The 23,471-nt window shown below is 66.3% G+C and carries 24 protein-coding genes and 1 pseudogene; 15 read left to right on the top strand and 10 right to left on the bottom strand.

What is annotated here, in order from left to right; translation table 11 throughout:
• Positions 1 to 128: 128 nt before the first annotated feature.
• The gene (locus tag NBT82_RS10635) at positions 129 to 1,514 is read left to right on the top strand and encodes an aminomethyltransferase family protein (RefSeq protein ID WP_251328095.1); all 1,386 of its coding nucleotides are present in this window, start codon (positions 129 to 131) and stop codon (positions 1,512 to 1,514) included.
• 60 nt (positions 1,515 to 1,574) lie between these two features.
• Positions 1,575 to 2,432 carry a methylenetetrahydrofolate reductase gene (locus NBT82_RS10630; protein WP_251328094.1) on the top strand — a complete coding sequence of 286 codons (858 nt, stop codon included), beginning with the start codon at positions 1,575 to 1,577 and terminating at the stop codon, positions 2,430 to 2,432.
• Positions 2,433 to 2,596: 164 nt separating this feature from the next.
• Here NBT82_RS10630 and ddfA read toward each other — a convergent pair whose 3' ends face one another.
• Together ddfA and NBT82_RS10620 are read right to left on the bottom strand one after the other, a co-directional pair.
• Entirely contained in the window at positions 2,597 to 2,884 is a 288-nt protein-coding gene (gene ddfA / locus NBT82_RS10625) for a DdfA family disk-determining factor (RefSeq protein WP_251328093.1), read from the bottom strand.
• 76 nt (positions 2,885 to 2,960) lie between these two features.
• Positions 2,961 to 3,608: a helix-turn-helix domain-containing protein gene (locus tag NBT82_RS10620; protein WP_251328092.1), complete on the bottom strand. Its 648-nt coding sequence runs from the start codon at positions 3,606 to 3,608 to the stop codon at positions 2,961 to 2,963.
• Between the two features lie 257 nt (positions 3,609 to 3,865).
• On the opposite strand from NBT82_RS10620, the gene NBT82_RS10615 reads away from it, so the two are divergent.
• On the top strand, positions 3,866 to 4,942 hold the full coding sequence (locus NBT82_RS10615; RefSeq protein WP_251328091.1) for a sodium:calcium antiporter: 1,077 nt from the start codon (positions 3,866 to 3,868) through the stop codon (positions 4,940 to 4,942).
• 1 nt (position 4,943) lies between these two features.
• On the opposite strand, the gene NBT82_RS10610 is transcribed toward NBT82_RS10615, so the two are convergent.
• Entirely contained in the window at positions 4,944 to 6,197 is a 1,254-nt protein-coding gene (locus NBT82_RS10610) for a sodium:calcium antiporter (protein ID WP_251328090.1), read from the bottom strand.
• A 99-nt stretch (positions 6,198 to 6,296) separates the two neighbouring features.
• Positions 6,297 to 6,587: an ArsR/SmtB family transcription factor gene (locus NBT82_RS10605; RefSeq protein ID WP_251328089.1), complete on the bottom strand. Its 291-nt coding sequence runs from the start codon at positions 6,585 to 6,587 to the stop codon at positions 6,297 to 6,299.
• 56 nt (positions 6,588 to 6,643) lie between these two features.
• Between NBT82_RS10605 and NBT82_RS10600 the strand changes: the two genes are divergently transcribed.
• The 3 genes from NBT82_RS10600 to NBT82_RS10590 are packed head-to-tail and all read left to right on the top strand — an operon-like array spanning position 6,644 to position 8,905.
• The gene (locus tag NBT82_RS10600; RefSeq protein WP_251328088.1) at positions 6,644 to 6,934 is read left to right on the top strand and encodes an amphi-Trp domain-containing protein; all 291 of its coding nucleotides are present in this window, start codon (positions 6,644 to 6,646) and stop codon (positions 6,932 to 6,934) included.
• A gap of 49 nt (positions 6,935 to 6,983) precedes the next feature.
• On the top strand, positions 6,984 to 8,096 hold the full coding sequence (locus NBT82_RS10595; protein WP_251328087.1) for an ABC transporter substrate-binding protein: 1,113 nt from the start codon (positions 6,984 to 6,986) through the stop codon (positions 8,094 to 8,096).
• Between the two features lie 5 nt (positions 8,097 to 8,101).
• The gene (locus NBT82_RS10590; RefSeq protein ID WP_251328086.1) at positions 8,102 to 8,905 is read left to right on the top strand and encodes an ABC transporter permease; all 804 of its coding nucleotides are present in this window, start codon (positions 8,102 to 8,104) and stop codon (positions 8,903 to 8,905) included.
• Position 8,906: 1 nt separating this feature from the next.
• Here NBT82_RS10590 and NBT82_RS10585 read toward each other — a convergent pair whose 3' ends face one another.
• The 3 genes from NBT82_RS10585 to NBT82_RS10575 are packed head-to-tail and all read right to left on the bottom strand — an operon-like array spanning position 8,907 to position 11,676.
• Positions 8,907 to 9,662: an ABC transporter permease gene (locus NBT82_RS10585; protein ID WP_251328085.1), complete on the bottom strand. Its 756-nt coding sequence runs from the start codon at positions 9,660 to 9,662 to the stop codon at positions 8,907 to 8,909.
• Positions 9,659 to 10,426: an ABC transporter ATP-binding protein gene (locus NBT82_RS10580; protein WP_251328084.1), complete on the bottom strand. Its 768-nt coding sequence runs from the start codon at positions 10,424 to 10,426 to the stop codon at positions 9,659 to 9,661. Before NBT82_RS10580 ends, NBT82_RS10585 begins: the two co-directional genes overlap by 4 nt.
• Positions 10,423 to 11,676, bottom strand: coding sequence for an ABC transporter substrate-binding protein (locus tag NBT82_RS10575; protein ID WP_251328083.1), 1,254 nt, complete (start codon positions 11,674 to 11,676; stop codon positions 10,423 to 10,425). The genes NBT82_RS10580 and NBT82_RS10575 overlap by 4 nt, the downstream gene beginning before the upstream one ends.
• Before the next feature lie 132 nt (positions 11,677 to 11,808).
• Between NBT82_RS10575 and NBT82_RS10570 the strand changes: the two genes are divergently transcribed.
• The 5 genes from NBT82_RS10570 to NBT82_RS10550 all read left to right on the top strand — a co-directional run bounded on the left by NBT82_RS10570 (position 11,809) and on the right by NBT82_RS10550 (position 16,730).
• Positions 11,809 to 12,339, top strand: coding sequence for a plastocyanin/azurin family copper-binding protein (locus tag NBT82_RS10570; RefSeq protein ID WP_251328082.1), 531 nt, complete (start codon positions 11,809 to 11,811; stop codon positions 12,337 to 12,339).
• Positions 12,340 to 12,524: 185 nt separating this feature from the next.
• Positions 12,525 to 13,421, top strand: a complete 897-nt coding sequence (locus NBT82_RS10565; protein WP_251328081.1) for a hypothetical protein — start codon at positions 12,525 to 12,527, stop codon at positions 13,419 to 13,421.
• 3 nt (positions 13,422 to 13,424) lie between these two features.
• Entirely contained in the window at positions 13,425 to 15,152 is a 1,728-nt protein-coding gene (locus NBT82_RS10560; RefSeq protein WP_251328080.1) for a pyrroloquinoline quinone-dependent dehydrogenase, read from the top strand.
• 116 nt (positions 15,153 to 15,268) lie between these two features.
• A complete protein-coding gene (locus NBT82_RS10555; protein WP_251328079.1) occupies positions 15,269 to 15,907 on the top strand; it encodes a PGF-CTERM sorting domain-containing protein in 639 nt (212 codons plus the stop codon).
• A gap of 49 nt (positions 15,908 to 15,956) precedes the next feature.
• Entirely contained in the window at positions 15,957 to 16,730 is a 774-nt protein-coding gene (locus NBT82_RS10550; RefSeq protein WP_251328078.1) for a DUF8054 domain-containing protein, read from the top strand.
• Here NBT82_RS10550 and fdhF read toward each other — a convergent pair.
• The gene (gene fdhF, locus NBT82_RS10545; RefSeq protein ID WP_251328077.1) at positions 16,727 to 18,853 is read right to left on the bottom strand and encodes a formate dehydrogenase subunit alpha; all 2,127 of its coding nucleotides are present in this window, start codon (positions 18,851 to 18,853) and stop codon (positions 16,727 to 16,729) included. The genes NBT82_RS10550 and fdhF overlap by 4 nt on opposite strands.
• 143 nt (positions 18,854 to 18,996) lie before the next feature.
• Here fdhF and NBT82_RS10540 point away from each other — a divergent pair, with 143 nt between their 5' ends.
• On the top strand, positions 18,997 to 19,596 hold the full coding sequence (locus NBT82_RS10540; RefSeq protein WP_251328076.1) for a hypothetical protein: 600 nt from the start codon (positions 18,997 to 18,999) through the stop codon (positions 19,594 to 19,596).
• Here the strand turns inward: NBT82_RS10540 and NBT82_RS10535 are convergent.
• Positions 19,593 to 20,561, bottom strand: a complete 969-nt coding sequence (locus NBT82_RS10535) for an ABC transporter substrate-binding protein (protein ID WP_251328075.1) — start codon at positions 20,559 to 20,561, stop codon at positions 19,593 to 19,595. The genes NBT82_RS10540 and NBT82_RS10535 overlap by 4 nt on opposite strands.
• A gap of 338 nt (positions 20,562 to 20,899) precedes the next feature.
• Between NBT82_RS10535 and NBT82_RS10530 the strand changes: the two genes are divergently transcribed.
• Entirely contained in the window at positions 20,900 to 21,436 is a 537-nt protein-coding gene (locus tag NBT82_RS10530; RefSeq protein WP_251328074.1) for a CinA family protein, read from the top strand.
• On the opposite strand, the pseudogene ychF reads toward NBT82_RS10530, so the two are convergent.
• A pseudogene (gene ychF, locus NBT82_RS10525) lies at positions 21,433 to 22,670 on the bottom strand (YchF-related putative GTPase). The gene NBT82_RS10530 and the pseudogene ychF overlap by 4 nt on opposite strands.
• Positions 22,671 to 22,776: 106 nt before the next feature.
• On the opposite strand from ychF, the gene NBT82_RS10520 reads away from it, so the two are divergent.
• Both NBT82_RS10520 and NBT82_RS10515 read left to right on the top strand, forming a co-directional pair.
• The gene (locus NBT82_RS10520; protein ID WP_251328073.1) at positions 22,777 to 23,076 is read left to right on the top strand and encodes a DUF8124 family protein; all 300 of its coding nucleotides are present in this window, start codon (positions 22,777 to 22,779) and stop codon (positions 23,074 to 23,076) included.
• Positions 23,073 to 23,465, top strand: coding sequence for a hypothetical protein (locus NBT82_RS10515; RefSeq protein ID WP_251328072.1), 393 nt, complete (start codon positions 23,073 to 23,075; stop codon positions 23,463 to 23,465). Before NBT82_RS10520 ends, NBT82_RS10515 begins: the two co-directional genes overlap by 4 nt.
• Positions 23,466 to 23,471: the final 6 nt, after the last annotated feature.

Raw genomic sequence — 23,471 nt, 5'->3', positions numbered from 1 at the left:
CCCCCAATTAACAACACTATACGTGTTAATTTTCTCGCCGGCCCCGGCCGCGATCGGTCGAGGGTACTTATACATCCGAGATAGCTGTGGTCCAACCTTATCCGGGTGGGGATCGGCGTTAATTGTCGATGACAAACGATGACTCCACCGCGCCCGACGGCCACCCGAACCATCCGGAAATCGACCAGTCCGACCGTGTCCTTCCACGGAACCTGCGACAGACCGGCGACCCGGGCATCGAGATGCTCGTCTCGACCCGCGTTCGGAAGTCGCCCTTCTTCCACAAGTCCTTCAACGAGGAGGGAGCGTGGCGCTGTACGGTCTACAACCGGATCTACCACCCGCGGGGTCTGGTCGAACCCGAAGACGGCGGCGCGATGAAGGAGTACGAGGCGCTTACAGAGAGCGTGACGCTGTGGGACGTGGCGGTCGAGCGCCAGATCCGGGTGAAGGGGCCGGACGCCGAGGCGCTGACGGACTACGTCATCACCCGGGATGCCACGGAGATCGACCCGATGTCCGGCAAGTACGTCATCCTCTGTAACGAGGACGGCGGCATCCTGAACGATCCGGTCCTCCTGCGGGTCGCCGAGGACGAGTTCTGGTTTTCCATCTCGGATTCGACGCTCATGCAGTGGCTTCAGGGCGTCAACGTCGGCATGGACTTCGACGTGGAGATCGACGAGATCGACGTGGCGCCGATGCAGATTCAGGGGCCTCTGTCCGAGGACGTGATGGTCGACGTCGTCGGCGAGGCGGTCAGCGACATCCCCTACTACGGGCTGATGGACGCCGAGATCAACGGCTGCCCGGTGTTGGTGAGTCAGACGGGCTTCTCCGGTGAGAAGGGCTTCGAGGTCTACGTCAAGGACGCGAGCGAAAACGCCGAACGGGTCTGGGACCCGGTGATGGAGTCGGTCAAGGACCACGGCGGCCGCCAGATCGCGCCCGGACACCACCGCCGTATCGCAGCGGGCATCCTCTCGTGGGGACAGGATATGGACCACGAGACCTCGCCGTTCCAGGTCAACCTCGGCTATCAGGTCCCCAACGACAAGGACGGTGATTACATCGGCAAGGCGGAACTCGAACGCCAGCAACGACTCGTCGAGAACGGGGAGTACCCGTTCAACCTCAAGATGGTCGGCCTGAAGATCGCGGGCGAACCGATCCGCGACTACGCCCCCGACTTCTGGATCGTCTCGGATCCGGACACCGGCACGGAGTGTGGATACATGACCTCGCCGTGGTGGAACCCCGATCTGGAGACGAACATCGGGCTGGGCTTCGTCCCCGCGGAGAAGCTACAGGCCGAGACCGACGCCCTCCTCAACGACGAGATCTACGAGGAGAACCTCGACTTGGAGTTCGCGGTTCACCTGCCAGACGAGTACGCCGAGGAGGCGGGCGAACCCGCGTACGCGACGGTCGCCGAGGTGCCGTTCAAGGAGTCCGTGAACCCCAGCGCCAGGGAGCAGGCAAAACTGAACGCCCGGCAGGACGCCGAGGAGTAGTCCCCCGACAGCCCTAACCATCACCCGGCCTAACCGACGACGACGCCGAACCGATTCGACATGTCCCTCACCACATCGACCGATACCGCCGACGGTGCATCGAGACTGCTCACCGATCCCCGGTTCGAGCTCATGCCCTTCGACAGCGTCGAGGGGCAGATGGAACGGCTCCCGGAGGGTGCCGAGATCGCGATCACGGCCTCGCCCCAACTCGGCCTCGACGCGACGGTTGAGTGGTCCGAGAAGGCGGCCGCCCGGGGGTACGAGCCGATCCCTCACGTCGCCGCCCGGTACGTGCGCGACGACGACCATCTCGACGAGGTTGCCGGCCGCCTCGATGACGCCGGCGTCACCGACGTCTTCGTTCCCGGTGGCGACCGCGAAGACCCCGTCGGCGAGTTCGAGTCGGCCCACGACCTCCTCGTTGCGCTCGAAGACCTCGGCTACGCCTTCGACGAGGTGGGCATCACCGGCTACCCCGAGGGCCACGACTTCCTCGACGACCGGACGCTGGCCGAGGCGATGGAGCGGAAAGCTCCCCACGCCACGTATCTCACGACACAGCTCTGTTACGATCCCGAGGCTATCCGCCGCTGGATCGAGACGGTGCGCGACCGGGAAATCGACCTTCCGGTCGAGGTGGGGATTCCGGGCGTGATGAAGTACCAGCGCTTGTTGAACATCTCTCAGAAAGTCGGCGTCGGCGACTCCGTGCGCTTCCTGCGGAAGACGAGCGGCATCGTGGGGTTCGTTCGCCAACTCGTCGGCTCGCGCGGGAAGTACACGCCCGATGCGATCGTCGACGGATTGGCCCCCTACGCCGCCGACCCCGAGTACGACATCCGGGGGCTCCACATCTACACGTTCAACCAGGCGGCCGATACCGAGGCGTGGCGGCGTGGCCGACTCGAGGACTGACGAACCGCATGGGTCGATGCGGACGCGTCCGTCGTTGGTGCTCGGACGGTGGGCGAATCGAGGCTCTCCCGGTTTTCGAAGACGGACCTCGACAGGCGGTGTGAAGCCGTTCGGGGGATCGGCTATCGGTCGACGGCGCGAGATAGGGATGTCGCTGTCGCCGGTTAGTCCCCATCCCGCTCCCGGAGAAACACGGTGCCGGTGCTCCGGACAACGACGACGTACCCGGCGTAAGTGAACGTGAGGCAACCGGATGCGGGTGGCTCCGGGGAGTCGGTGTCCCAGAGACCATCGAGCGCGGCCACGTTGATCCGCGTTTCGAGCGGCGGCAGATCGGCGGGATCGGTGTCGGCGAGGGAAGCGACGGCGTCGACGAGGGTGGCGCTCAGTCGCTCGTCGCCGTCCGCGTCGTGGTGGACGTGGTGGATCGCGTCGAGTTCCGTGATAGCCATGCTCCTGATCGAAGATGTTCGAGCGGCGGGTTGACTCTGCGGGTGTCTCATCTGTGGCGTTTATCCCTGTGGCGCCTCACTCGTCCTCGACGAGCGTCCGCTCGATGAGTCGGGACGTCCCCCGACGGATGCGACCGCCGACGGCGGTCGGCGAGATGCCGAGGTCGTCGGCCAGTTCCTGTAGCGAGGTACCACGGGGTTCCTCGAAGTACCCCGCCTCGTAGGCAGTCAGCAGGGCATCACGCTGGGCGTCGGTGAGTCCGACGCCGTCGTCGACCGAGAACTCGTCGAGGCTGTAGATGTGATCGATCTCGAAGTCGATTCCCTCACCGTCGCAGTATTCCCAGAGCCTACCGAGCGTCTCGCGGTCGGGAAGTTGCGTCCGAATCGACCAGCCGGTATCAGTGCTCTCGGCTTCGAGCATGAGTCCCCCCATCTCGATCGTGGTCGGGGAGACGAGTTTCGTCCCGGGGGAGTGACGGAGTCGGTAGATACGCGTCGACGACGCCTCGGCGACCAGCATCGATTCCTCGACCGTATGGTCGCGTTCGAGGGCCGCCTCGAACGTTGGAAAGGAGTCCGATTCGACGAGAAAGAAGAACATCCCCGTCTCGGGATCGGTCGCAGTGTGAGACACCACCTCCACCGACGCGTCGGTCGAGCGGATGGTGGGCGTGAGCGCCAGATCCGGATGACCGATTTCGACGACCGCGATGAGGCTCATCCCACCACCTCGACTCGCGGAGTCGTGGCCGTGTGGACGGCGGTCGACCGCCACACGGCGCCGACGTACCCGTTCATGTCCACTCTCCGGAGGCGGATCGACTTTACCGTTTGGGACCGGGTCACCGACGGCGGCGACGCGCGGCCCCGACCACGGCGGCCGTCGGGGCTCGCGTGTGGGACGTCGCGAGAACGACCCACACTCCACGAGGGGGTCGGCGAGGACTTTATGTGGTGGTGGGCGTACCTCCCCGTCGCATGGTACTCGGACTGCCGGGCGAGTTGGTGTCGGTCGCGCTGTTTCTGGTCGGGGTCGTCATCGTCATCGTCAGCGTCGAGACGTTCATCGAGGCCGTCGCCGAGGGGGCACTCGCGCTCGGCGTTTCCGGGTTCTTCCTGACTGTCGTTCTCGCGGGGACGGACCTCGAGAACGTCATTCTCGGCATCGCGGCGGCGTACGACAGGTTGCCCGACTTGGCGCTCGGCACCGTCTTCGGCGAGGCGCTCTTCATCCTCGGGGCGGCCGTCGGCCTCGCCGGCGTGTTGGTCCCCTTCGAGACGGACGTCCCTCGCAACTACCTCGGCATCACGCTGCTCGCCCCGTTTCTCTTCTTCGGTCTGGCCCTCGACGGCACGCTCTCGCGGTTCGACGGCGCCGTCCTGACCGCGACGTTCGTCCCGTACCTCGGCATCATCTACACGCTCGAACGCTACACGGACACCCGTTACCTCTCGGCCGAGGACGTCGAGATCATGGAGGAGGAACGCGAGGCCACGGCCGAAAACAGTGACGAGCGAGGGGAGGACGAGGACGGGACGTGGTTCGGTCTGGACGTGGATCCGGACCTCGACGTCGACGGACTCGTGGAGGACCACGTCCCCGAACGATACGAGGGACCGGCGTTTCTCGGCGTCGCCCTCGTCGCTGCGGTGGGCATGACGGTCGGCTCCGAACTCGCCGTCGAGGGGGCCAAAGAACTGCTGACACTCCTCGGCGTGACCGGACTCGCCTTCGGCGCGACGGTGATGAGCTTCATCGCGTCGCTCGAAGAACTGTTTCTGACGGTCGAACCCGTCCGGCAGGGGCGTCCCCACATCGGCGTCGGCAACGTCGTGGGGAGCATGCTCTTTTTCGTCAGCGCCAACGCGGGTCTGATCGCGATGGTCCGGCCCCTGAACACGGCCGGAACCGTCGTCACCGTCCACTGGCCGTTCTTTTTCGGCACGCTACTGATCGTCGCCATCGCCTTCTACCGCGGGAAGGTGGGACGCCCGACAGGCGCGCTCTTGCTTGCCGCCTACGCCGCGTACTGGGTGGCGAACTACGCGGTCTGACTCACTCCCCGATCGGCACGCCGCTGAACACGACGAGCGCGACGATCCAGTAGGCGACGTAGAGACCGCCGAGCAAGGCGCCGTGCCAGCGCTTCATCGCCCCCTCGTAGAAGAAGTAGGCCGCCAGCACGGTCACGATGATCATGGCCGGGAGGTGGAACGTGAGCACGGACGACGAGATGTCCACCTCGCTGAGGAACATGATGACGCCGATGTTGCCGGTCACGGAGAACAGCACGCTTCCGATGACGTTGCCGACGCCGATCTCGGGGAAGCCACGGCGGACCGGTTCGATGGTGAGCATGATGTCCTCGAACGTGAGGACCAGTGTGAGGAACGTCGCCCCGAAGACGGTCTCCTCGATGCCGAACCCTTCGATCACGACTTCGGACCCGCCTTCGAGCAACATTGCAGCGAAGACGATACCCGCGAGCGCGAGGAGGGAGAGGCCGATCCAGACGATGCCGGAGTTGGCGAGGTCACCGAGGAGATGGTCTTCGGGGATCTCTTCGACCGAGTTGGGGCGTGCCATCCCACCGTCGGTTCGCAGATCCTCGAGTTCCTGTCCGAGTTCGGTGTTTCGGAAGACCGGGATGTCGCGCTGCCGTTCGCGGACGATGAAGTACGCGAACGAGAACACGAAGAAGGCGGTCAGGATGACACCGTGGACGAACGTCAGCGTCCCGAGCAGGACGAACGGGACGAGGATGAGCGGCGCGAGTCCGAAGATGACGATGTAGTCCGTCGGCAAGTCGACCGGGAACGGTTTGATGATTGCGGCCACCGCGAGCGTGATACCGATGATCGCCAGGCCAGTGCCGAGTGCCGTCCCGAGCGCTGCCTGCTCTAGTCCGCCACTCGACAGGACCAAGGCGAGGATCGTGTCGTCGAACTCGAAGCCGGTGAAGACGATCGCGAGTGCGAACAGCGACATCTTCATGTTGAGCGACGCACGGGCGAGGTAGCTGATGAGTTTCTCCGTACACGCCGTCAGGAGGAGGATACCGCCGAGAAGGACGATCACCGCGCCGATGGTTCCCTGCGCCTCGATGAAGCCTTCGATGGCACCCTCGATTCCGCCTTCTTCCCCGTCACCCGCTTCGCCTTCCTCGCCCCCTTCGCCCGCGTCCTGTGCGACGACCGTCCCGGCCGGGCCGTCGACCCCGAAATCCTGAGCGACCGCGGACGTGGCCGGAGAGGCGACGAGCAGCGACAGTAACAACACGATACCGACGACCATCCGCGTTCGTACCATGACCAGTCGCTAGCGGTCGACTGTGATGTATGTTAGTACGTGAGTAGTAACATCTATTGAATTAGTATACACGCAGCCGGGAGCGCGGCGGACGGCGGACTACTGAGACCGCTCCGCTTCGTCGACGTCGTCGGCGTGCAGGAGAAACATGGGGTCGGGGTCGGGCGACGCCCGGAGTTCGATGCGCTTGGTCAGTCGGTAGTACTTGCGGCGGCTCGTGCGGTAGCTCTCGACGATATCCGCCTCCTCGAGCGTCGAGAGGTGGTGGACGGCCGTCTTGCCGTCCATCCCCACCCGATCGGCGAGTTCGGAGACGTACCGGGGCTCCGTGGCTAGCTCGCGGATGATCTGCAGTCGTGCCTTGCTCCCGAGGATATCGAACAAAGACATCTGTCGTGCCGTCCTTGGGACGCACACTATTTTACCTCTCTCCCCGTAGAAGCCGTATGGCCGACCTGCCGGACGCGAACGACGGGCCACGGACCGTGACCGACGGCTACTTCGAGCGGGAGGTACGCCTCTCGCGGGAGTCGACGGCGGGGTTCCTCCGTGACCTCGCCGATCAGATCGAATCGGAACCGCGTCTCACCATCTCGACCGACGAGTGGGAGATCCCCTTCGAGTTCGACGAGCCCATCGAGGTTGAGGTGGAGTTCGTGGGCGAGACCCACCGCCAACTCGAACTCGAACTCGAGTTCGAGTGGTCGCCACCGGAGGACGAGATCGGCGTTAGTTAATAAATAATTCACCGGAATTTTTATACTAAAGGTGACCTGATAGCCGCGTATGCAATCGACACCGACGAGACGGTCCTTTCTCGTCGCGGCGGGGGCGGCGGGAACGACGGGACTCGCGGGGTGTCTCGGCGGAACGAACGGCGGTGGGGGCAACGGGACCGACACGGAGGCGCCGACCGACACGGACACGCCGACCGGCACCGCCACGGGAACGCCGATTCCGGACGAGTCGTCGCTGCTCCTCAACTGGAAGCCGAGCGGCCTCCACGTGCCGTACTTCACCGCGAAGGCAAAGGGGTTCTACGAGGAGGAGGGACTGACGCTCGGTTCGATCGAAACCGGCGAGGGATCGACGTTCTCGGCGAAGCAGGTCGGCCTCGGCAACGTCGACTTCGCGGTCACCAGTAGCGATCAGGTGTTGAACATCAACAGTCGGGGGCTCTCGCCGCAGTCGGTGAGTGTCGTGATGCAGAAGAGTCCAGCGGTGGTGTTCTCGACCCGGGAGACCTTCGGCGGGGAACTGACGGACGTCGAACAACTCGCCGGCAGGACGGTGGGTACCGGTCCCGGGATGGTTCGGAGGCTCACATCGCTACTCTTGGAGGAAGCGGGCGTTCGGGAGGACGTGGAGATGGTCGATACGGGCTACGACACGGTCCAGCAACTCCTCTCGGGAAAGGTCGACGCCGCGGGTGGGGTCTTCGGTGACGCCATCAGTGCCGAGGCCCAGGGGTACACGGTCGACAGCGTCCCCGTCGCGGAGACGATTCCCTCCTACGGCCACGTGATCGCGGCCAAGCGGGACTGGGCGGACTCGAATCCCGAGGCCGTCCGGGCCTTCCTGCGGGCGACCGCCCGCGGAGCCGCGTGGGCTCACGAGCGGCCCGCCGAGGCGACCGACCTGCTCGTCGAAGCAAACGGCGTCCTCGCGGAGTCACGCGACCAGCAGCGACGGAAGTGGGAGACCATGGCCGAGGAGTTCATGCTGAGCGACGCCGTCAGGGAACACGGCTGGGGCTGGAGCGAGGCCGAACCCTGGCGGGTCGTCCACGACGCCCTCGCGGACGCCGACGCCCTCGGCGGCCGGGTCGATCCGAGTACCGTCTGGACCAACGACTACCTCGGCACCGACGCCGAGTCCGTGGGGTCGTTCGCGGACTAGCGCTGATGGCCACCTCCGACCGACGACTCGCGGCCATCGAGACGCCGACGGTGAGCCGTGCGGACGTCCAGTCGGTCGCGGGCCACGTCTGGCCACCCGTCGCCGTCTTCACCGTCGTCGTCGGCTGCTGGCAGTGGTTCGTGACGGCGACCGGCGTCCCGGCCGTGGTCCTCCCCTCGCCGGTGGACGTGCTGACGGCGGCCGTCGCGACCCGCGGGGCCCTGCTCGCGGCGGCTGGCGTCACGGCGCTGACGGCGGCGCTCGGTCTGGTCGGCGGGGTCGTCGTCGGCCTCACGCTCGCCTTCGCGATGGTCGGGTCGCGCGCGGCGGCGGCGGTGCTTCACCCCTACCTGATCGCGCTGCGCATCGCGCCGCTGATCGCCATCGCCCCCCTCGTCTTCCTCTGGATCGGTGACGGCGTGCTCTCGCGGGGCGCCCTCGTCACCACGATGACGGTGTTTCCCGTCGCCATCGCGTCGGTCGACGGCCTCCGGTCGGTCCCCCGGGAGTACACCGACCTCGCCCGCTCGGTCCGTGCGCCGTCGACGAGGACCTTCCTCCGGATTCGGGTGCCGGCGGCCGCACCCAGCGTCTTCGCGGGCGTGAAACTCGCCGCGGCGCTCGCCGTCGTCGGCACCGTCGTCGCGGAGTTTCTCACCCTCCAGTCGGGGCTCGGCTACCGGCTCTTTCACACCGCCGAGTTCCTGCAAACGAGCGCCACCTTCGCCACGCTCGGCGTACTCACGCTGCTCGGTCTCGGCTTCTATCTCGCGCCGGCGGCGGTCGAACGCCGGCTGGACTGGGGATGAGTCACTGCCACACGACCGCACGCTGACAGAGGGTCACGGCGCCGTAGAGCAGCAGACCGATCGGCAGGAGGACCGCGAGCGCCGCGAGCATCACGTCCACCTGCACGTTCTCGGAGGCGACGAGGACGAGTGAGCCAAGGCCGTCGTTCGAGAGGATCCACTCGGCGACGACGGCGCCGACGACGGCGAGCGTGACCGCCTGTTTCAACCCCGCGAAGACGTCCGGGAGCGCGTGCCGGAGCCGAACCGCGAGGAAGGTGCGGACGGGATCGGCGTCGACCGAGCGGAGCAAGTCGAGGTGCGCCTCGGGGGTCCGCGAGAGGCCGGCCGCCGTCCCGACGACCACGGGGAAGAAGACGACGAGGGCGACGAAGAGGACGGCCGTGCCGAAGCCGACGCCGAAGTAGATGAGAAACAGCGGTGCGACGGCGATCTTCGGGAGGACGCGGGCGGCGACGAGGTAGGGGTAGATCGCTCGCTTGAGCAGGGGGACCGTGGCGACGACGAGGGCGAGCGAGAAGCCCCCGACCACTCCGACGGCGCCGCCGACGAGGACCTTCCGGAGCGTCTCGGCGGCGTTGGTGAGGTAGAGTTCCGGGTTGCCGGCGAGGCGGGCGGCGACGGCGACGGGCGACGGTAGGAGGAACGCGGGGATGGCAAAGAAGGTCGTGATCGCCCACCAGCAGGCGACGGCGCCGACGAGTCCCGCGACCGGCAGTGTCACGTCCGGGAAGGGGACGCGTTCGGCGACGCTCATGTGTCGTCGTGAAGCGCCCGACGAACCCGGGCGACCTGCGCGCCGAAGGCCTCGGAACCGAACACCGACTCGTCGCGGGGACGCGGAAGGTCGACCTCGAACTCGGCGACGATCCGTCCGGGCGAGTCGTCGCCGGCCGCCGGATCGCTGGCGCCCGAGACGACGACACAGCGGTCGCCGAGAAACACCGCCTCCGGCACGCTGTGGGTGACGAACACGACGGTCTTGCGGGTCTCGCGCCAGAGCCGGAGGATCTCGACGCTCATCTCGTCGCGGGTGATCTCGTCGAGTTCGCCGAACGGCTCGTCCATCAGCAACACGTCGGCGCCGAGATGGATGGCCCGGGCGATGGCGACCCGCTGTTTCATACCGCCGGAGAGTTCGGCGGGACGGGCGTCCTCGAACCCGTCGAGTCCGGTCGTCGCCAGGAGGTCGCGAGCCCCCGCCGGATCGGGGTCCTTGCCCGCCATCCGACGGAGGAAGGTGACGTTCTCGAGGGCCGTCTTCCAGGGCAGGAGCGTATGCTCCTGGAAGACGAACCCGAGGCGGGCGTCGGACTGAGCGACGCCGGGTGGGTCACCGTCGACGGTAACCTCGCCCGTCGTCGGTTCCTCTAGCCCACCGATGGTCCGCAACAGGGTGGTCTTGCCACAGCCTGACGGCCCGACGACCGTGACGAACTCGCCGTCGGCGACGTCGAGCGAGACGTCGGCGAGGGCACGCAAGTCGCCGTAGGCAACCGACAGGTTCTCTACGCGGATCATAGTGCGTCCGCCTGTTCGAGCGCGACCCGGAGTCGCTGCCACGTCTCGGCGGAGTGCCACCCCCAGCCGTTCTTCTCGACGGCGTCGCTGGACGCGAAACGATCGAGCGCCTGGGTGAGCTTCCGGCGTTCGGCCGCGGCCGGTTCGCTACCGTGGTCGGCGACGGCGTCGACGGCCGCCGCGGGGTCGAGTCGAGCGGTGCTCCAGCCGGCCATCGCTCCTTCGAGGAACGCTCGGAGCGCGGCGGGACGGTCCCGGAGCGTCTCCTGGCGGACGACGAGCGCGGGACCGGGTACCGGGAAGTGATCGGCGACGAGCACCGAATCCACCTCGTGGCCGTCGGCGCCCAGTGCCAGCGGGTCGGTGAAGACGCCGGTCGCCACGTCGGCGTCGCCGCGGAGCAACGCCTCGCGCTCCTCGCCGTCGGCGGGGACGACGGTCACGTCGTCGACGACGCCGGCCTGTGACAGGAAGAGGCGCCCGAGCGCACCGGTTTCGGAGCCGGCGGGCATGGCGACCCGGCGGCCGCGTACGTCCTCGACGCTCCGGAGCGGGCCGCCGAACGTCCCACGCGTGGTGTAGAGAACGACCATCGCCCGCTGGTAGTACAGCGCGAGCGGGATCACCTCGTGGCCGTCGGCGTGCCCACGGAGAAACGTCGCCGCGCCGGTGAGGCCGATATCGACGTCGCCATCGGCGACGGCCGAGAGGGCGGCACGGGACCCCCGACAACCGGAGAGGGAGACGTCCACGTCGTACGTGCCCGCGAACAGGGGTGCGTGGAGCCCGTTCGGCTCCCAGTTCAGGCCGACCTCGATCGGTGAGGCGTCGTCGGTGAGGGGCCCAGCGTCCACGTCGAGGTCGTCGTCGAGGGTCGCAGCGACCGTCGCCGCCCGGTCGAGCAACGCCTCCGAGTGGAGGGCGCGTACGCGGGAAGCCGTTCGGTCGTGACCGGCGTCGGCCCGCCACCCCTTGGGGGGGCGGCCCGGTGCCTCGCTCTCGACGGTCGTCTCGGTGACCAGGCCGTGGTCGGTGAGCGTCGCGAGCACGTCGGAGACCCGACCCCGACCGAGGTCGACACCGACGCGGACGGCCAACCGCGACGCGGCCTCCCCGGAGAAGCGGTCGGAGTCCTCGCGACCGACTAGGTAGGCGAGTACGCGCGCGGCCTCGCGGTCGAGCCCCACGGCGAACGTCTCGACCGCCCGTTCGTCCTCGTCGCCGAGGACCGGAAACTCTCGAACTCGCACGGTGGCCACTTGGTCCCGCGCCATATATAAACTGCAGGCGAACGGGTGACGTCGCGAACACGGTCGGTCGTGTGTGGGAGTGACTGCCGGGACTTCATCAGGTTTATTAGATGCAAACCGAACTTCGATTCGATGGTCTCAAAACAGCCAAAGGAGTTCCTGTCGCGACGGAAGTTCGCAGCCACCTTCAGTAGTGCCGTTCTCGCCGGATTCGCCGGCTGTTCCGGCGGTAGCGGTGGCGGTGACGGCGGCGACGGTGGGGAGGCGACGGCGACCGACACGCCGGAGCCGACGGCGACAGCCACGGCGACGACGACCCCCACGTCGACTCCCACAGAGGAGGCGGACGCCGTTATCGAAGTCGGTCCGGATGGGAGTTACTTCGACTACGTCCCGGAACGGGTTCGTATATCTGCGGGTGATACGGTCAGATGGGAGTTCAAATCGGGAGGCCACAACATCTGTGCTCATCCGTCACACCACTCGGACGTCTCGCTCCCCGAAGGAGCGGAACCGTTCGGCAGCCATCCAGAGGGGAACCCCCAGGGGATCAACCCGCAGGGGGCAACGTACACGCACACGTTCGACACCACGGGTGACTACACGTACGTCTGCATCTTGCACGTGAACAACGACATGATCGGCCACCTTACCGTTCGATAACCCGAACAAATTCGGTAACGACGGATAGATGGCCTCACCCCCGCGGCCGTGGCATCTCTCATTAAAAATAATTATTAATATTGTTTAATTTACCTTCTAAATAATGAAATATATCACAAAGTTAAATATAGACAACTCCTACCCTATGTACGGAGTGGTATGGCATGTCGCAACATGTAAACGGAATGCCCCAGATCGACCGAGAGGACCGGCGTCAGTTCCTCAAGGTCGTCGGGTTGACCGGCGCAGTGGCAGCAGGTAGTGAGTTCACCCTGAGCGAACTCAGGGGAGAAGTAGAAGGGGAGACGGCGGGGGAACTCGCCGCGATGGGCGAGGCCATCAGCGACGACCTGACCGGAGAGCTGGACGCGGGTCTCCTGAGCAGTGAACTCGCAGGCCTCGAAGAACAGATCGCACAACTGGACGAACTCCGTGCGATGGGCGTCCCGGCCGAGGACAGTACGGCGTATCAGGAGCTCGCCGAACCCGGCTGGGCGATCCACGAGCATCTCGTCGAGGTCGGCTTCTTCGAGAGCGTCGAAGAGAACCTGCCGGCGTTCACACCCGAGCATATCGGTGCCACGGCACGCGAACTCATCAACACGGCACCGCTCGCGTCGGCGCTCCTCGAAATCGGGTACACCGAAGCGGAACTGACGTCGACGATGGTCAACGTCGTCAACAACAAGGAACGACTGGCCATGTGGGTGCCGACGAAGGACATTCCGGCCGGCGTCGAGGGGTTCGATCCGGCGAACGTCGCCCCGCTCCACCAGCGAGCGGCGGCCGGCGTCCTGCTGTGGACGGACTATCTGGATACGTATCTCTGGCAGAACGAGGTGCTCCTGACGGAGACCATCCTCGACAACAACTACGGGGACCTCAAGCAGATGTACGCCGGACTACATCTGTTGGCCAACGCCGCCGAGGACCTCGCCGGCGCTCGGGAACTCGGCGACGCACAGCTCACCGCTGCGCTGTCCGCCGGCGCGGCGATGATGGTCGTCGGACAGGAGGACCTGACGAACGACGTGATGCGCATCACGGACGAAATGCGCGCCCCGCGCACGGGAGGTGCGTAACGCATGGCTAGCACTCACGAAGTAGACAAGGCGGCACAGGCGGCACAGAACATCGAGATGGTGGCGGTCGAAGACGGGTACACGCTGACGAACCTACCCGACGAGTCGATCACCCACCAGTTCAACGTCGAGCAGATCCCCCAGAAAGACGTCACCCAGGAGATGCTCGACAGCTCGGCGGTCGACGATCCGACGAGCTGGCTGATGTACGGGGGGAACTACCAGCAACAGCGCTACACGTCGGCCGACGTCATCACGCCGGACAACGTCGACGACCTCGAGATGGAGTATATGGTACAGAGCGGCGTCGCCTCCAGCATGGAGGGGGTTCCGATCGTCGTTCCGGGCGATCCGCCGGTCATGTACCAGACCAACGGGCCGAACCACGCGAAGGCCATCAACGCCAGAACCGGCGAGACCCTCTGGAGTTACACGTACGCGAACCCGCAGGGCCTCCTGCTCTGCTGTGACGCGAACAACCGTGGGTTCGCCGTCTACGGCGACAAGGTCTACATGACGACGCTCGACTCCGGCGTCGTGGCGCTCGACCGCTACACCGGGGAGGAGGCGTGGTACACCTCGACCGGCGACCACGAGATCGGCTACTCCGCCACGTGGGCGCCCGTCGTCTACGACGAACAGGTCATCACGGGGTCCGCCGGCGGCGAGTACGGCGTCACCGGGTTCGTCGCGGCCCTCGACCCCGAGAGCGGGGACGAGATGTGGCGGACCAACACGACGCCACCCGAGGAGTGGGCTGGCGACTCCCACGAACACGGTGCCGGGACCGTGTGGATGACACCGACCATCGACCCCGACAGCGGTATGATCCACGCGCCGGTCGGGAACCCCGGTCCGGACTTCGACGGGACGGTCCGTCCGGGTCCGAACCGCTACACCATCGGGACGCTGACGCTCAGCGCCGACGACGGCTCCATCCAGTGGCACTACGGCGAGAGCCCCCACGACGTGTGGGACTACGACTCCTCGGCGACCAAGATCCGTGTCAACGACATGGAGATGGGTGACGAGACCCGCGACGTCGTCCTCAGCCCCGGCAAGACCGCCTGGGTCTACACCATGGACGCCGAGAACGGGCGGCTCCTCGAGCGGTCCCAGGAGACGACCCAACACATCAACATGTGGAAGATGGTTCCACACACCGACGAGGACCGTCGGGTCTCCTTCGTGCCCGGTGCTCACGGCGGGAACGACTGGCAGCCCCCGTCGTACAGCCACGCGACGGGACTGATGTATATGAACCAGAACAACGCCCCCCACGAAATCTTCTGGGAAGAGGCGGAGTACGAGGCCGGCCAAACCTACTGGGGTGGCGGCCTCAACGACTGGCCCGACGTCAGCGAGCCGTCCAACTGGAACGGGAACCTCAGCGCCATCGTCGCCGTCGATCCGGTCAGCGGCGAGCGTGTCTGGCGCGACTGGATCTCCTCGGACACGACCAGCGACTACCTCTGGGGCGGGTCGATCACGACCGCGACCGGCCTCATGTTCGCCGGCACCCAGAACGGCAACCTCGTCGCCTACGACGGCGAGAGCGGTGACCGTCTCTGGCAGTTCCAGCTCGGCGCACCGATCTGCTCCTCACTGTCCAGTTGGTACGACCCCGGCGAGGGCAAGCAGTACGTCGCGGTCCAAGTCGGCGGCTCCGGCTGGCTCCACGGCGGCCGTCGTGGCTCCACCATCGCCGTCTTCGGCCTCAGCGAAGAGTAGTTCCGCCGATTTCGCCGTTTTTTCACGTTCTAGTAGTCCGTTTTTAGCCACCGCGAGCGTGAAAATCATGAACGTTCTCCCGTAATTTTATTTGATGAGGGATTCTCTTGACGGACATGGCGACGCGAAGAATGTTCCTGATCGGCGCTGCAGCAACGACCGCGGGATTGGCCGGGGCGGTGGGATCGGCGACGGCACAGGTCGAGACGACGTTCGAACTCGAACTGACCCAAGAAGGCTTCGTCGGCCGTGCTCCATCGAGCATCGCGGGGACGACCAACCCGACGCTGGAAGTCGAAGCGGGCAACCGGTACGCTATCCAGTGGACCAACAGTTACAACCCCGAGAGCGAGGGACTGCCGGCACGACACAACCTCGTGATCACGTCCGAAGACGGTGTCGTCAGACGGGGTGAGTACGTGTTCGAGACGGGGCGGACCCGAACCGTGAACTTCCAGGCGACCGCCAGCCTGTCGGAGTACTTCTGCGAGGAGCACATGGGCGAAGGGGGCGAGTTCGACGTCACCGGCGGCGACATGGGTGACGGCGGCGACGGCGGTGGCGGGACCGCCACGGCGACTGACACGCCGATGGGCGACGGCGGCGACGGCGGCGACGGCGGCGACGGCGGCGACGGCGGTGACGGTGGCGATGGAGAGACCAACGGCGGCGGCCCCGGCTTCGGCGTCGGTGCGGCGCTGACCGCGATCGGTGCGGGTGCGTACGGCGCACTGCGGCACAACGGCGACGAGTAGCCGCCCTCGCACACAGCCTTTTTCGAGGAGTATACCCTACCCGACGGCGATGCGTAACCCACTCGCTGCGGTCGGTGATCGCCTGCGACGTCCGGAATACACGGGTGAAAACCGGTGTCTCCCCTGTACGGTCGTGAACGTCGTCATCGCAGCCATCATCGCCGCGGCCGTCACGACGGTGGTCGGGGTCGCCGGCGGGGCCGTCGTGCTGGTGGGTGCCCTCGGTGTGATCTACTTCCGGGGCTATCTCGTACCCGGAACGCCGGCGTTCACCGTTCGCTATCTCCCGCCGTGGCTCCTCGGACTGTTCGGGAAGGAACTTCGCCTCCCCGAGCCGCTCGAACCCCTCGGCGGGACGGCCGTCCGGGCCACGCCCGAGGGCGGGCGCCTGCTCGACCCGTTCGCGTCGGCGTGGGACGATCGGATCGAACGGTTACGTGCCGACGGCGTCGGCGAAGAGGACGTGGCGACGCTGCTCGGAATCCCGACGGCGTCGAACGTCGGCGAGACGGCGTACGTCGTCGACGAACGGCTCCGACGGTGGCTCTCCGAATCCGCATTACTCGCGGACGCCGCGGCGGCGGCGGTCCTCGAGGAACGCGGGGATGAGTCGTGGGCGTCGCTCGGTCCTGACGAGCGGGTGGCGGCGCTCCGTGACCTCAGAAAGTACCGCGACACCTGTCCGCTCTGTGGCGGCGAACTCGACGCCGGGGAGACGGAGACCATCGAGACCTGCTGTACCGAATCCGAACGCGTTCTGATGGCGACCTGCTCCGACTGTGACGTTCGGCTGGTAGAGGACGTCGGCGAACGGCCGACTTAGTCGTCGGCCGGGGCGTCGGCGTCGTCCGTATCGACAGTGACCTCTATTTCGGCGGCTGCGGCCTTGTACTCGGGGATCTTTGCGCGCTCGTCGAGGACGTCGTTCGTGAGGCGGTTCCCCGCGGCGTCCGCGAAGTGTGGCGTCGTCCAGACGGTTCCCTCCTTGATGTCCTCGGTGACGCGGGCTTCCACCTCGATTTCGCCGCGCCGGGATTTGAGCGTCACGTAGTCGCCGTCCTCGATCCCGTAGTGGTCGGCGTCGTTCGGGTGGACGTCGACGAAGTTCTCGGGTTCGACGCGGTTGAGCGTCTCGGAACGGCGGCTCATCGTCCCCGTGTTGTAGTGTTCGATGATCCGGCCCGTGGTGAGGATCAGCGGGTACTCCTCGTCGGGAGTCTCCTTCGGCGGCTGGTGGCGGACGCCCTCGATCTGGCCGTTACCGCTCTCGGTAGTGAATCCGTCCTCGTAGAGGAACGGGTCGCCCTCGTCGCCGGGCTCGTAACAGGGCCAGTGGACGCCCTCCTCGCCGAGGACATCGTAGGTCATGCCGTGGAAGATGGGTGCGACCTGCCGGAGTTCTTCGAAGACTTCTTCGGGACCGTCGAAGTCGAAACTGCCGTCGCCGAACAGGCGGCTGCCGACGTCACACAGGATCTCGAGGTCGTCTTTCGTGTTCGGGTGGACCTTCTCGACGCCGCGCATCCGCTGGGTGCGGCGGTCGGTGTTGACGACCGTGCCGTCGCGTTCCGCCCACGAGGTGGCCGGCAGGATCACGTCGGCGTACTCGGCAGTCTCGGTCTTGTAGATGTCTTGGACCACCATGAAGTCGAGTTCTTCGAGGCGCTTCTCGACCTCGTTGGTGTCGGGTTCGCTCATCACGGGGTTCTCACCCATGATGTAGAGGCCGTGAACCGTCTTACCGATCTCATGGGAGAGTTCGACGTTCGTCAGCCCGGGTTCGGACGGAATCTCGAAGTCCCAAACCTCCTCGACGTCGGCTCGGACCTCGGGGTCGGAGACGTCCCGGTACCCGGGGAGGACGTTCGGCATCGCCCCGACGTCCGAGGCACCCTGAACGTTGTTCTGGCCACGGAGCGGGTTGACACCGGTTCCCGGACGGCCGAGGTTGCCGGTGATCAAGGCGAGGTTGATCTCGTTTTGGACGTTGTCGACGCCGCAGGTGTGCTGGCTCATCCCCATGCCGGTGAAGATGGCGGCGTTGTTCGCCATCGCGTACTTCTCGGCGGCGAGTTCGATGTCCTCGAGGGGGACGCCACACTCTTCGGCGGCCGCCTCCTTGTCGAAGTCCTCCAAGGTCTCTTGGAGGTGCTCGAAGCCCTCGGTGCGCTCCGCGATGAACTCCTCGTCGATCCAGTCGTTTTCGAGGATCGTCTTGATGACGACGTTGAGCAGGGGAATGTCCGTCCCGGGTTCGAGCTGGAGGTGCATATGCCGGTCGGTCTCGTCGATCTCGAACGACCGCGTCGTCTTGTTGGCGTGGGGATCCACCTGGATGACCGTCGCACCTTCCAGAACGGCCTGCCGGAAGTACTGGCTGTTGGCGATTGGGTGTTGCTCGCCGGGGTTGGCACCCTGAATCCAGAACACGTCGGCTGCCTCCTCTAAGTCCTCCATGCTGTTGGTCATCGCGCCCTCGCCGAGGCTGTTTTTGAGCGCGTACACCGTCGAGGAGTGGCACATCCGCGTACACGTGTCCACGCTGTTGGTGCCGTAACGGCGGGCGAGTTTCTGGATGAGGTAGTTCTCCTCGTTCATCGCCTTCGAACAGCCATAGAAGCCCATGGCCTGGGCGCTGTAGTCGTCGCGGATGTGCTCCATCTCGTCGACGATCAGATCGTAGGCCTCGTCCCACGTCGCCTCGTGGAATTCGCCGTCCTCGCCACGGACCAGCGGATCGGTCAACCGGTCTTCGTGGTTGACCGACTGGGTGGCCGCCCCGCCCTTGATGCAGATGCTTCCCTCGTTGACCGGTGCGTCGCCCCACGGACGGAACGTGACCTCCCCGTCGTCGTCCTGTGCGATCTTGATGCCACAGCCCACCCCACAGTACGGGCAGATGGTCTTGGTCGCCCCGTCCGATTCACCGCTTGATTCGGATGACATTATACGTAAAAATCAGGATGGTGGACCATCAATGTTGTCATCCGGTACCGTGGGAAACCCCGCCATCGGGCTCTTAAAGTGGCGTTTCAGGCAAATGACCCCGTGGGAAAACGTTCACCCGTCGGGGGGGTGAACGAGTGTGTATGACCGGTTACGGAGCACGAACTGACGGTGGAAACGAAACCACAATCGACCTCACCCACGAGCGGATTGCGGCCCTCGCGGACGAGTACGAGGAGCGCGAACCGTTCGATCTGGTGGAGCGAGAACACACCGAGACGCTTCCGCGCGCGTTCGCCGAGGGCGACTTCGGCCGCCGCGACGCCGAGTGGGTCGTCCAGTGGTACTACCGGCGCGGGACCGTCTCGGATACGGAGCGACGGGAGGCCGAGGAACGCTTCCTCGACAACGACTACGAGGCGATGGTCGACGCCATTCAGGGGGCGGCGACGGCCGATTCGCTCGACGAGAAACTCCGGCGGTTGATGTCGCTCACGGGCGTCGACGTACCCGTCGCCTCCGCCTTTCTGGCGTACACGCGCCCTGACGAGTACGTCGCAGTCGGGGAACGTGAGTGGGCGGCCCTGTCCGCGGCGGGCGAACTCGACGGGTCGTATCCGGACTCGATCAGCCCCACCGCGTATCGGCGGTATATCGGCTCCGTTCGGTCCGTTTCGGATCGGACCGGCCACGACCGCTGGACGGTGTATCGCGCGCTGTGGCGCGCCGGTGCGGACGACTAACGACCGATCCGCTCGGCGTAGTTCGCGATCACCGGGTCGGCGTCGTCGACGTACTCGTTCGTCCACGCCTCGTCGGGATCGACGGGCGACTCCAGCAGGTCCGTCTCCGCGAGCATCCCGGCCAGGTTCGTCCACCGTTCCGCATCGAAATGACCCCACCCCGCCTCGCGGACGAACTCCGTGAACTGGAGGTCCTCCGCGGAGGCGAGGAACTTCATGTGCTCGATCTCGCGGTTGTGTTCGAGTTGGGCGTTCCGAGCGATCAGCGCGTCGATGGCGCGGTCGGGGTCGTCCGTCGCCGCCCCCCACCCCCGAGCGGTCGCACGCAGGAACGAGCGAACCGTCTCGGGGTTGGCGTCGGCGAAGTCGGGGTTGGTGACGACCGTCATCCCGTACACGTCGAGGTAGTTGCCGACGAGGAGTTCGTCCGCCGTCCGACCGTACTCGCGTTCGAGTTCCTTGCCGTTGGTGACGACGCCCACAGCGGCGTCGATGTCGCCGTCGAGCAACTGGTGTTCGACGCGGTGGTGGGTGTGTTTCTGGACGTCGTGGACCTCGACCGCATCCCGAATCCCCCGGTCCTCGAGCAACTGGAGCGCTAGAATCCGGGTCTTGGTCGCCGACGGACCGACCGTCCGCCCTCGGAGCTGTTCGGGGTCGGTGAGCGGTTCGCCGAAGACGTCCCGCAGGGTGTAGATGGTCGCCGGCGTTTTCTGGCTCACCGCGGCGACGGCGAGCGGGTCGAGCCCCTGACTCCGCACCGAGAGGACGGCGCTCCCGCCGGCGAGACCGAGGTCGCTCCGGCCGTTGGCGGTCCGTTCGGCAGCGAAGGGCGAGCCGTGACCCTCGACGAACTCCACGTCGAGGCCTTCGTCGGCATAGAATCCCTCCCGGCGTGCGAGGAAGTAGGGCGCCTGAAACCCGTTCGGTTCCCAGTTCAACTGGAAGGTAACCGTCTCGGTCATCGAGTGACCCCAACGTGTCCTCCGGGTCTCCCCCCGCCGAGCGCCGCCTGCGTGGGTCCGGGGTCACCGCAATGGGGACCGGTCACTCCTCGTATCGACTCGGGAACGGCACGCGCGGCGTCGCCGGACGGGACCACTGGACGGTGACGGGTTGCGGGGAACTCGTCGGTCGCCATATCCGCAGTGTATGACTGTACATTGATAAAATTTCCTCAGAAACGTTCATTATATCTCCGGGCAGTCGGGGACCGGACGGCGTCCTGGTCGACGACGCCACCGGGGAGCGAGACGGCCACGACGGCGGCCGATTGATAGGCGACGGCGCCCAACGCGATCACGTGCCCGACACCACCGCCGACGCTCCGACCACGAACAGTCCCGACACCGACGCCGCCGAACGCCGACTCGGCCGCCGCCTCCGGGAACGCGGCGAGACCGTCGCCGTCGCCGAATCGCTCACCGGGGGGCTGGTCGGCTCCTACCTGACCGACGTGCCGGGATCGAGCGACTACTTCGACCGCGGGATCGTCGCGTACTCGAACGACGCCAAACTCGACGCACTAGGCGTCTCCCGGGAGTCCCTCGACGCCCACGGCGCCGTCTCCGCCCCCGTCGCCCGCGAGATGGCACAGGGCGTCCGCGACGCCGCGGGGACCGACTGGGGCGTCTCGACCACCGGCATCGCCGGACCCGCAGGCGGCACCGACGAGAAACCCGTCGGTCTCGTCTTCGTCGGCCTCGCCCACGCTGCTCCCTGGGGGACCGACGACTCCTTCGTCCGCGCCGAACGCCACGTCTTCGACGGCGATCGCTGGACGGTCAAAAACGAGAGCGCCCGCCAAGCCCTCGACACGCTACTCGCCGCCACGGACTAGTTCGTCGTCACGAGTTCGACCACGTCGCGGTCGTCGAGTACGTGATCCCCGCCGATCTGTCGCGACGATCGGCAGTCGCTGCCGTGGAGCAAGCCGTCGCCCAGGTCCGAGTGGCTGTGATAGGCGAAATCCGACGTCGTCGACCTCGGGCAGGAGGAAAGCGTCGCCGAAAACGCCCGTCTCGCTCGTCGACCCGTCGTCGCTCCCAGGGAACACCGCGATGAGGTCGAGGGCGTCGAACGGCGCCGCCTCCAGCGACGCCTGAACGCCCGTGCCACCGTACGCCCCCAGCAAGCCCCGAATCCGTTCCAACCCCGGCGCCTGCTCCCCGCTCAGGTCGCCGACGAGACCGAAGTCGTCGTCGCCCGGGCGGTAGTCGGCCGTCCCCGACTCGTCCGCGGCCTTCAAGACCTTCTCCGCGTAGGCGCTCGCGGGGACGAACGTCAGGTGACCGTATGCGGGGTCGGCGGCGATCTCCGCAAAGCTCGCTGCCGATGGATCGTCGATCTCGTTCGCCGCGATCACGATCGGCTTCGTTCGCTTGCGGATCTCCCGTGCCGCGACTCGCGGTCCGCCGTGTCCCAGCTTTCGGGATCGAGGTCGAACCCGAGCGAGAGGATCATCTGCTCGATCTCCTCCTCGGTTATCCGGAAGGCACTCATCTGTCCGGGCAGATCCGCCTCGGTGGCCGCATCTGCGTCGTAGTATTTCGTCTCGAAGCGCTCGGCTCCCTTTCCCAGAATCTCCGAATACCACATGTCGAGTTCGTCCTCGAGGAAGTCGATGTCGTCGCGGGGATCGTTGCCCTCCGCCGGCACCCCCTTGGCTGTCGGTCTCGCCCGAGAAGTCGACGACGTGAACCAGTACGTCCGTCTCGTTGGGGTCGCTCAGGAACTGGTTGCCGAGGCCCTTTCCCCGATGGGCGCCGGGAATGAGACAGGCGACGTCGACGAGTTGGATCGGGACGAACCGGACGCCGTCGTCGCAGTATCCGACACTCGTCGTACAGGTCTCGTCGAATTCGGAGGCCGCACACTCGACGCGGACGTACGCCTCGCGACGCTCGGATCGATGGTCGTGAACGGGTACGCATCCTCCGGCACGTCGTTCATCGTCGCCGTCGCAGGACCACCTTCGATCCTGCTTCCCATCGGGGCGATGCTCCGACGACCGCATTGAAAAACGTCGACTTGCCTACGGAGGGCTTGCCGACGAGTCCGATGGCGTAGCTCATGAGTTCGGTCCAAGACGCCGGACAAAAACGCCGCCATCGCGTCGACGTCCGGCAGTCAATTTCTGACACACCGGGAGCTTATACCGTCGGCGCGCGGAGCGAGCACATGGCCGACGACACCGAATCGACGCCGACCGCCGACACCTTCGGCGTCAGTATCGGCGTCGACGACGACGCCTTCCGGTTTCTCGTCCACGTCCCCTCGACCCTCGACGCGGCGTGGAGCGACCGCGACGCCTTCCAGCGCCTCGTCGAACGAACCGTCTGGGAACGGCTCGATCGGGAACGCGCTCTGGAGGTCGTCGATCGAGTCGCCGACGCAGGCGAGCGCGTCGAACTCGGGACGGTGACGCTGGCACCCGACGGGACCGTCGTCGACCACACCCTCTCCGTGCCGGGCGAATGACGCTCGACTGCGTTCGGGCGGCCGCCATCGACCGTGCGCTGGTCGGTGACGACCCCGAAACCGCACTCGCGCTGGCCGGTGCCGTCGACGCCGTCGGTACCGAGACGGTCGGCGACCCGATCGCGGCCACGATGCTCGCGGTCGGCTCGGCGGTGGCAGCGATCGGCCGGTCGGCTCCTCCAGCCACCGACCGGTCGGGCGTTCCGGAAGGCGACCGCTCGCTCGACGAACTGGCGTGGATCCCCGGACGCGACACCGATCCGTTCGTCCTCGCCGGCGCGGCCGTCGCCGTCGAGTCGCGCGACCTCGCCGTCGACCGAGCGGCCGACCTCGCTGGCTGTTCGCGGGCGACGCTCGGGGCTGTCGTCGAACGGCGAGAGGAGCTGTGAACGCGT

Origin of the sequence: Haloplanus sp. HW8-1 (genome assembly GCF_023703795.1) — an archaeon.
Lineage (GTDB): Archaea > Halobacteriota > Halobacteria > Halobacteriales > Haloferacaceae > Haloplanus > Haloplanus pelagicus.
This window is presented reverse-complemented; position numbering and strand designations above follow the sequence as displayed.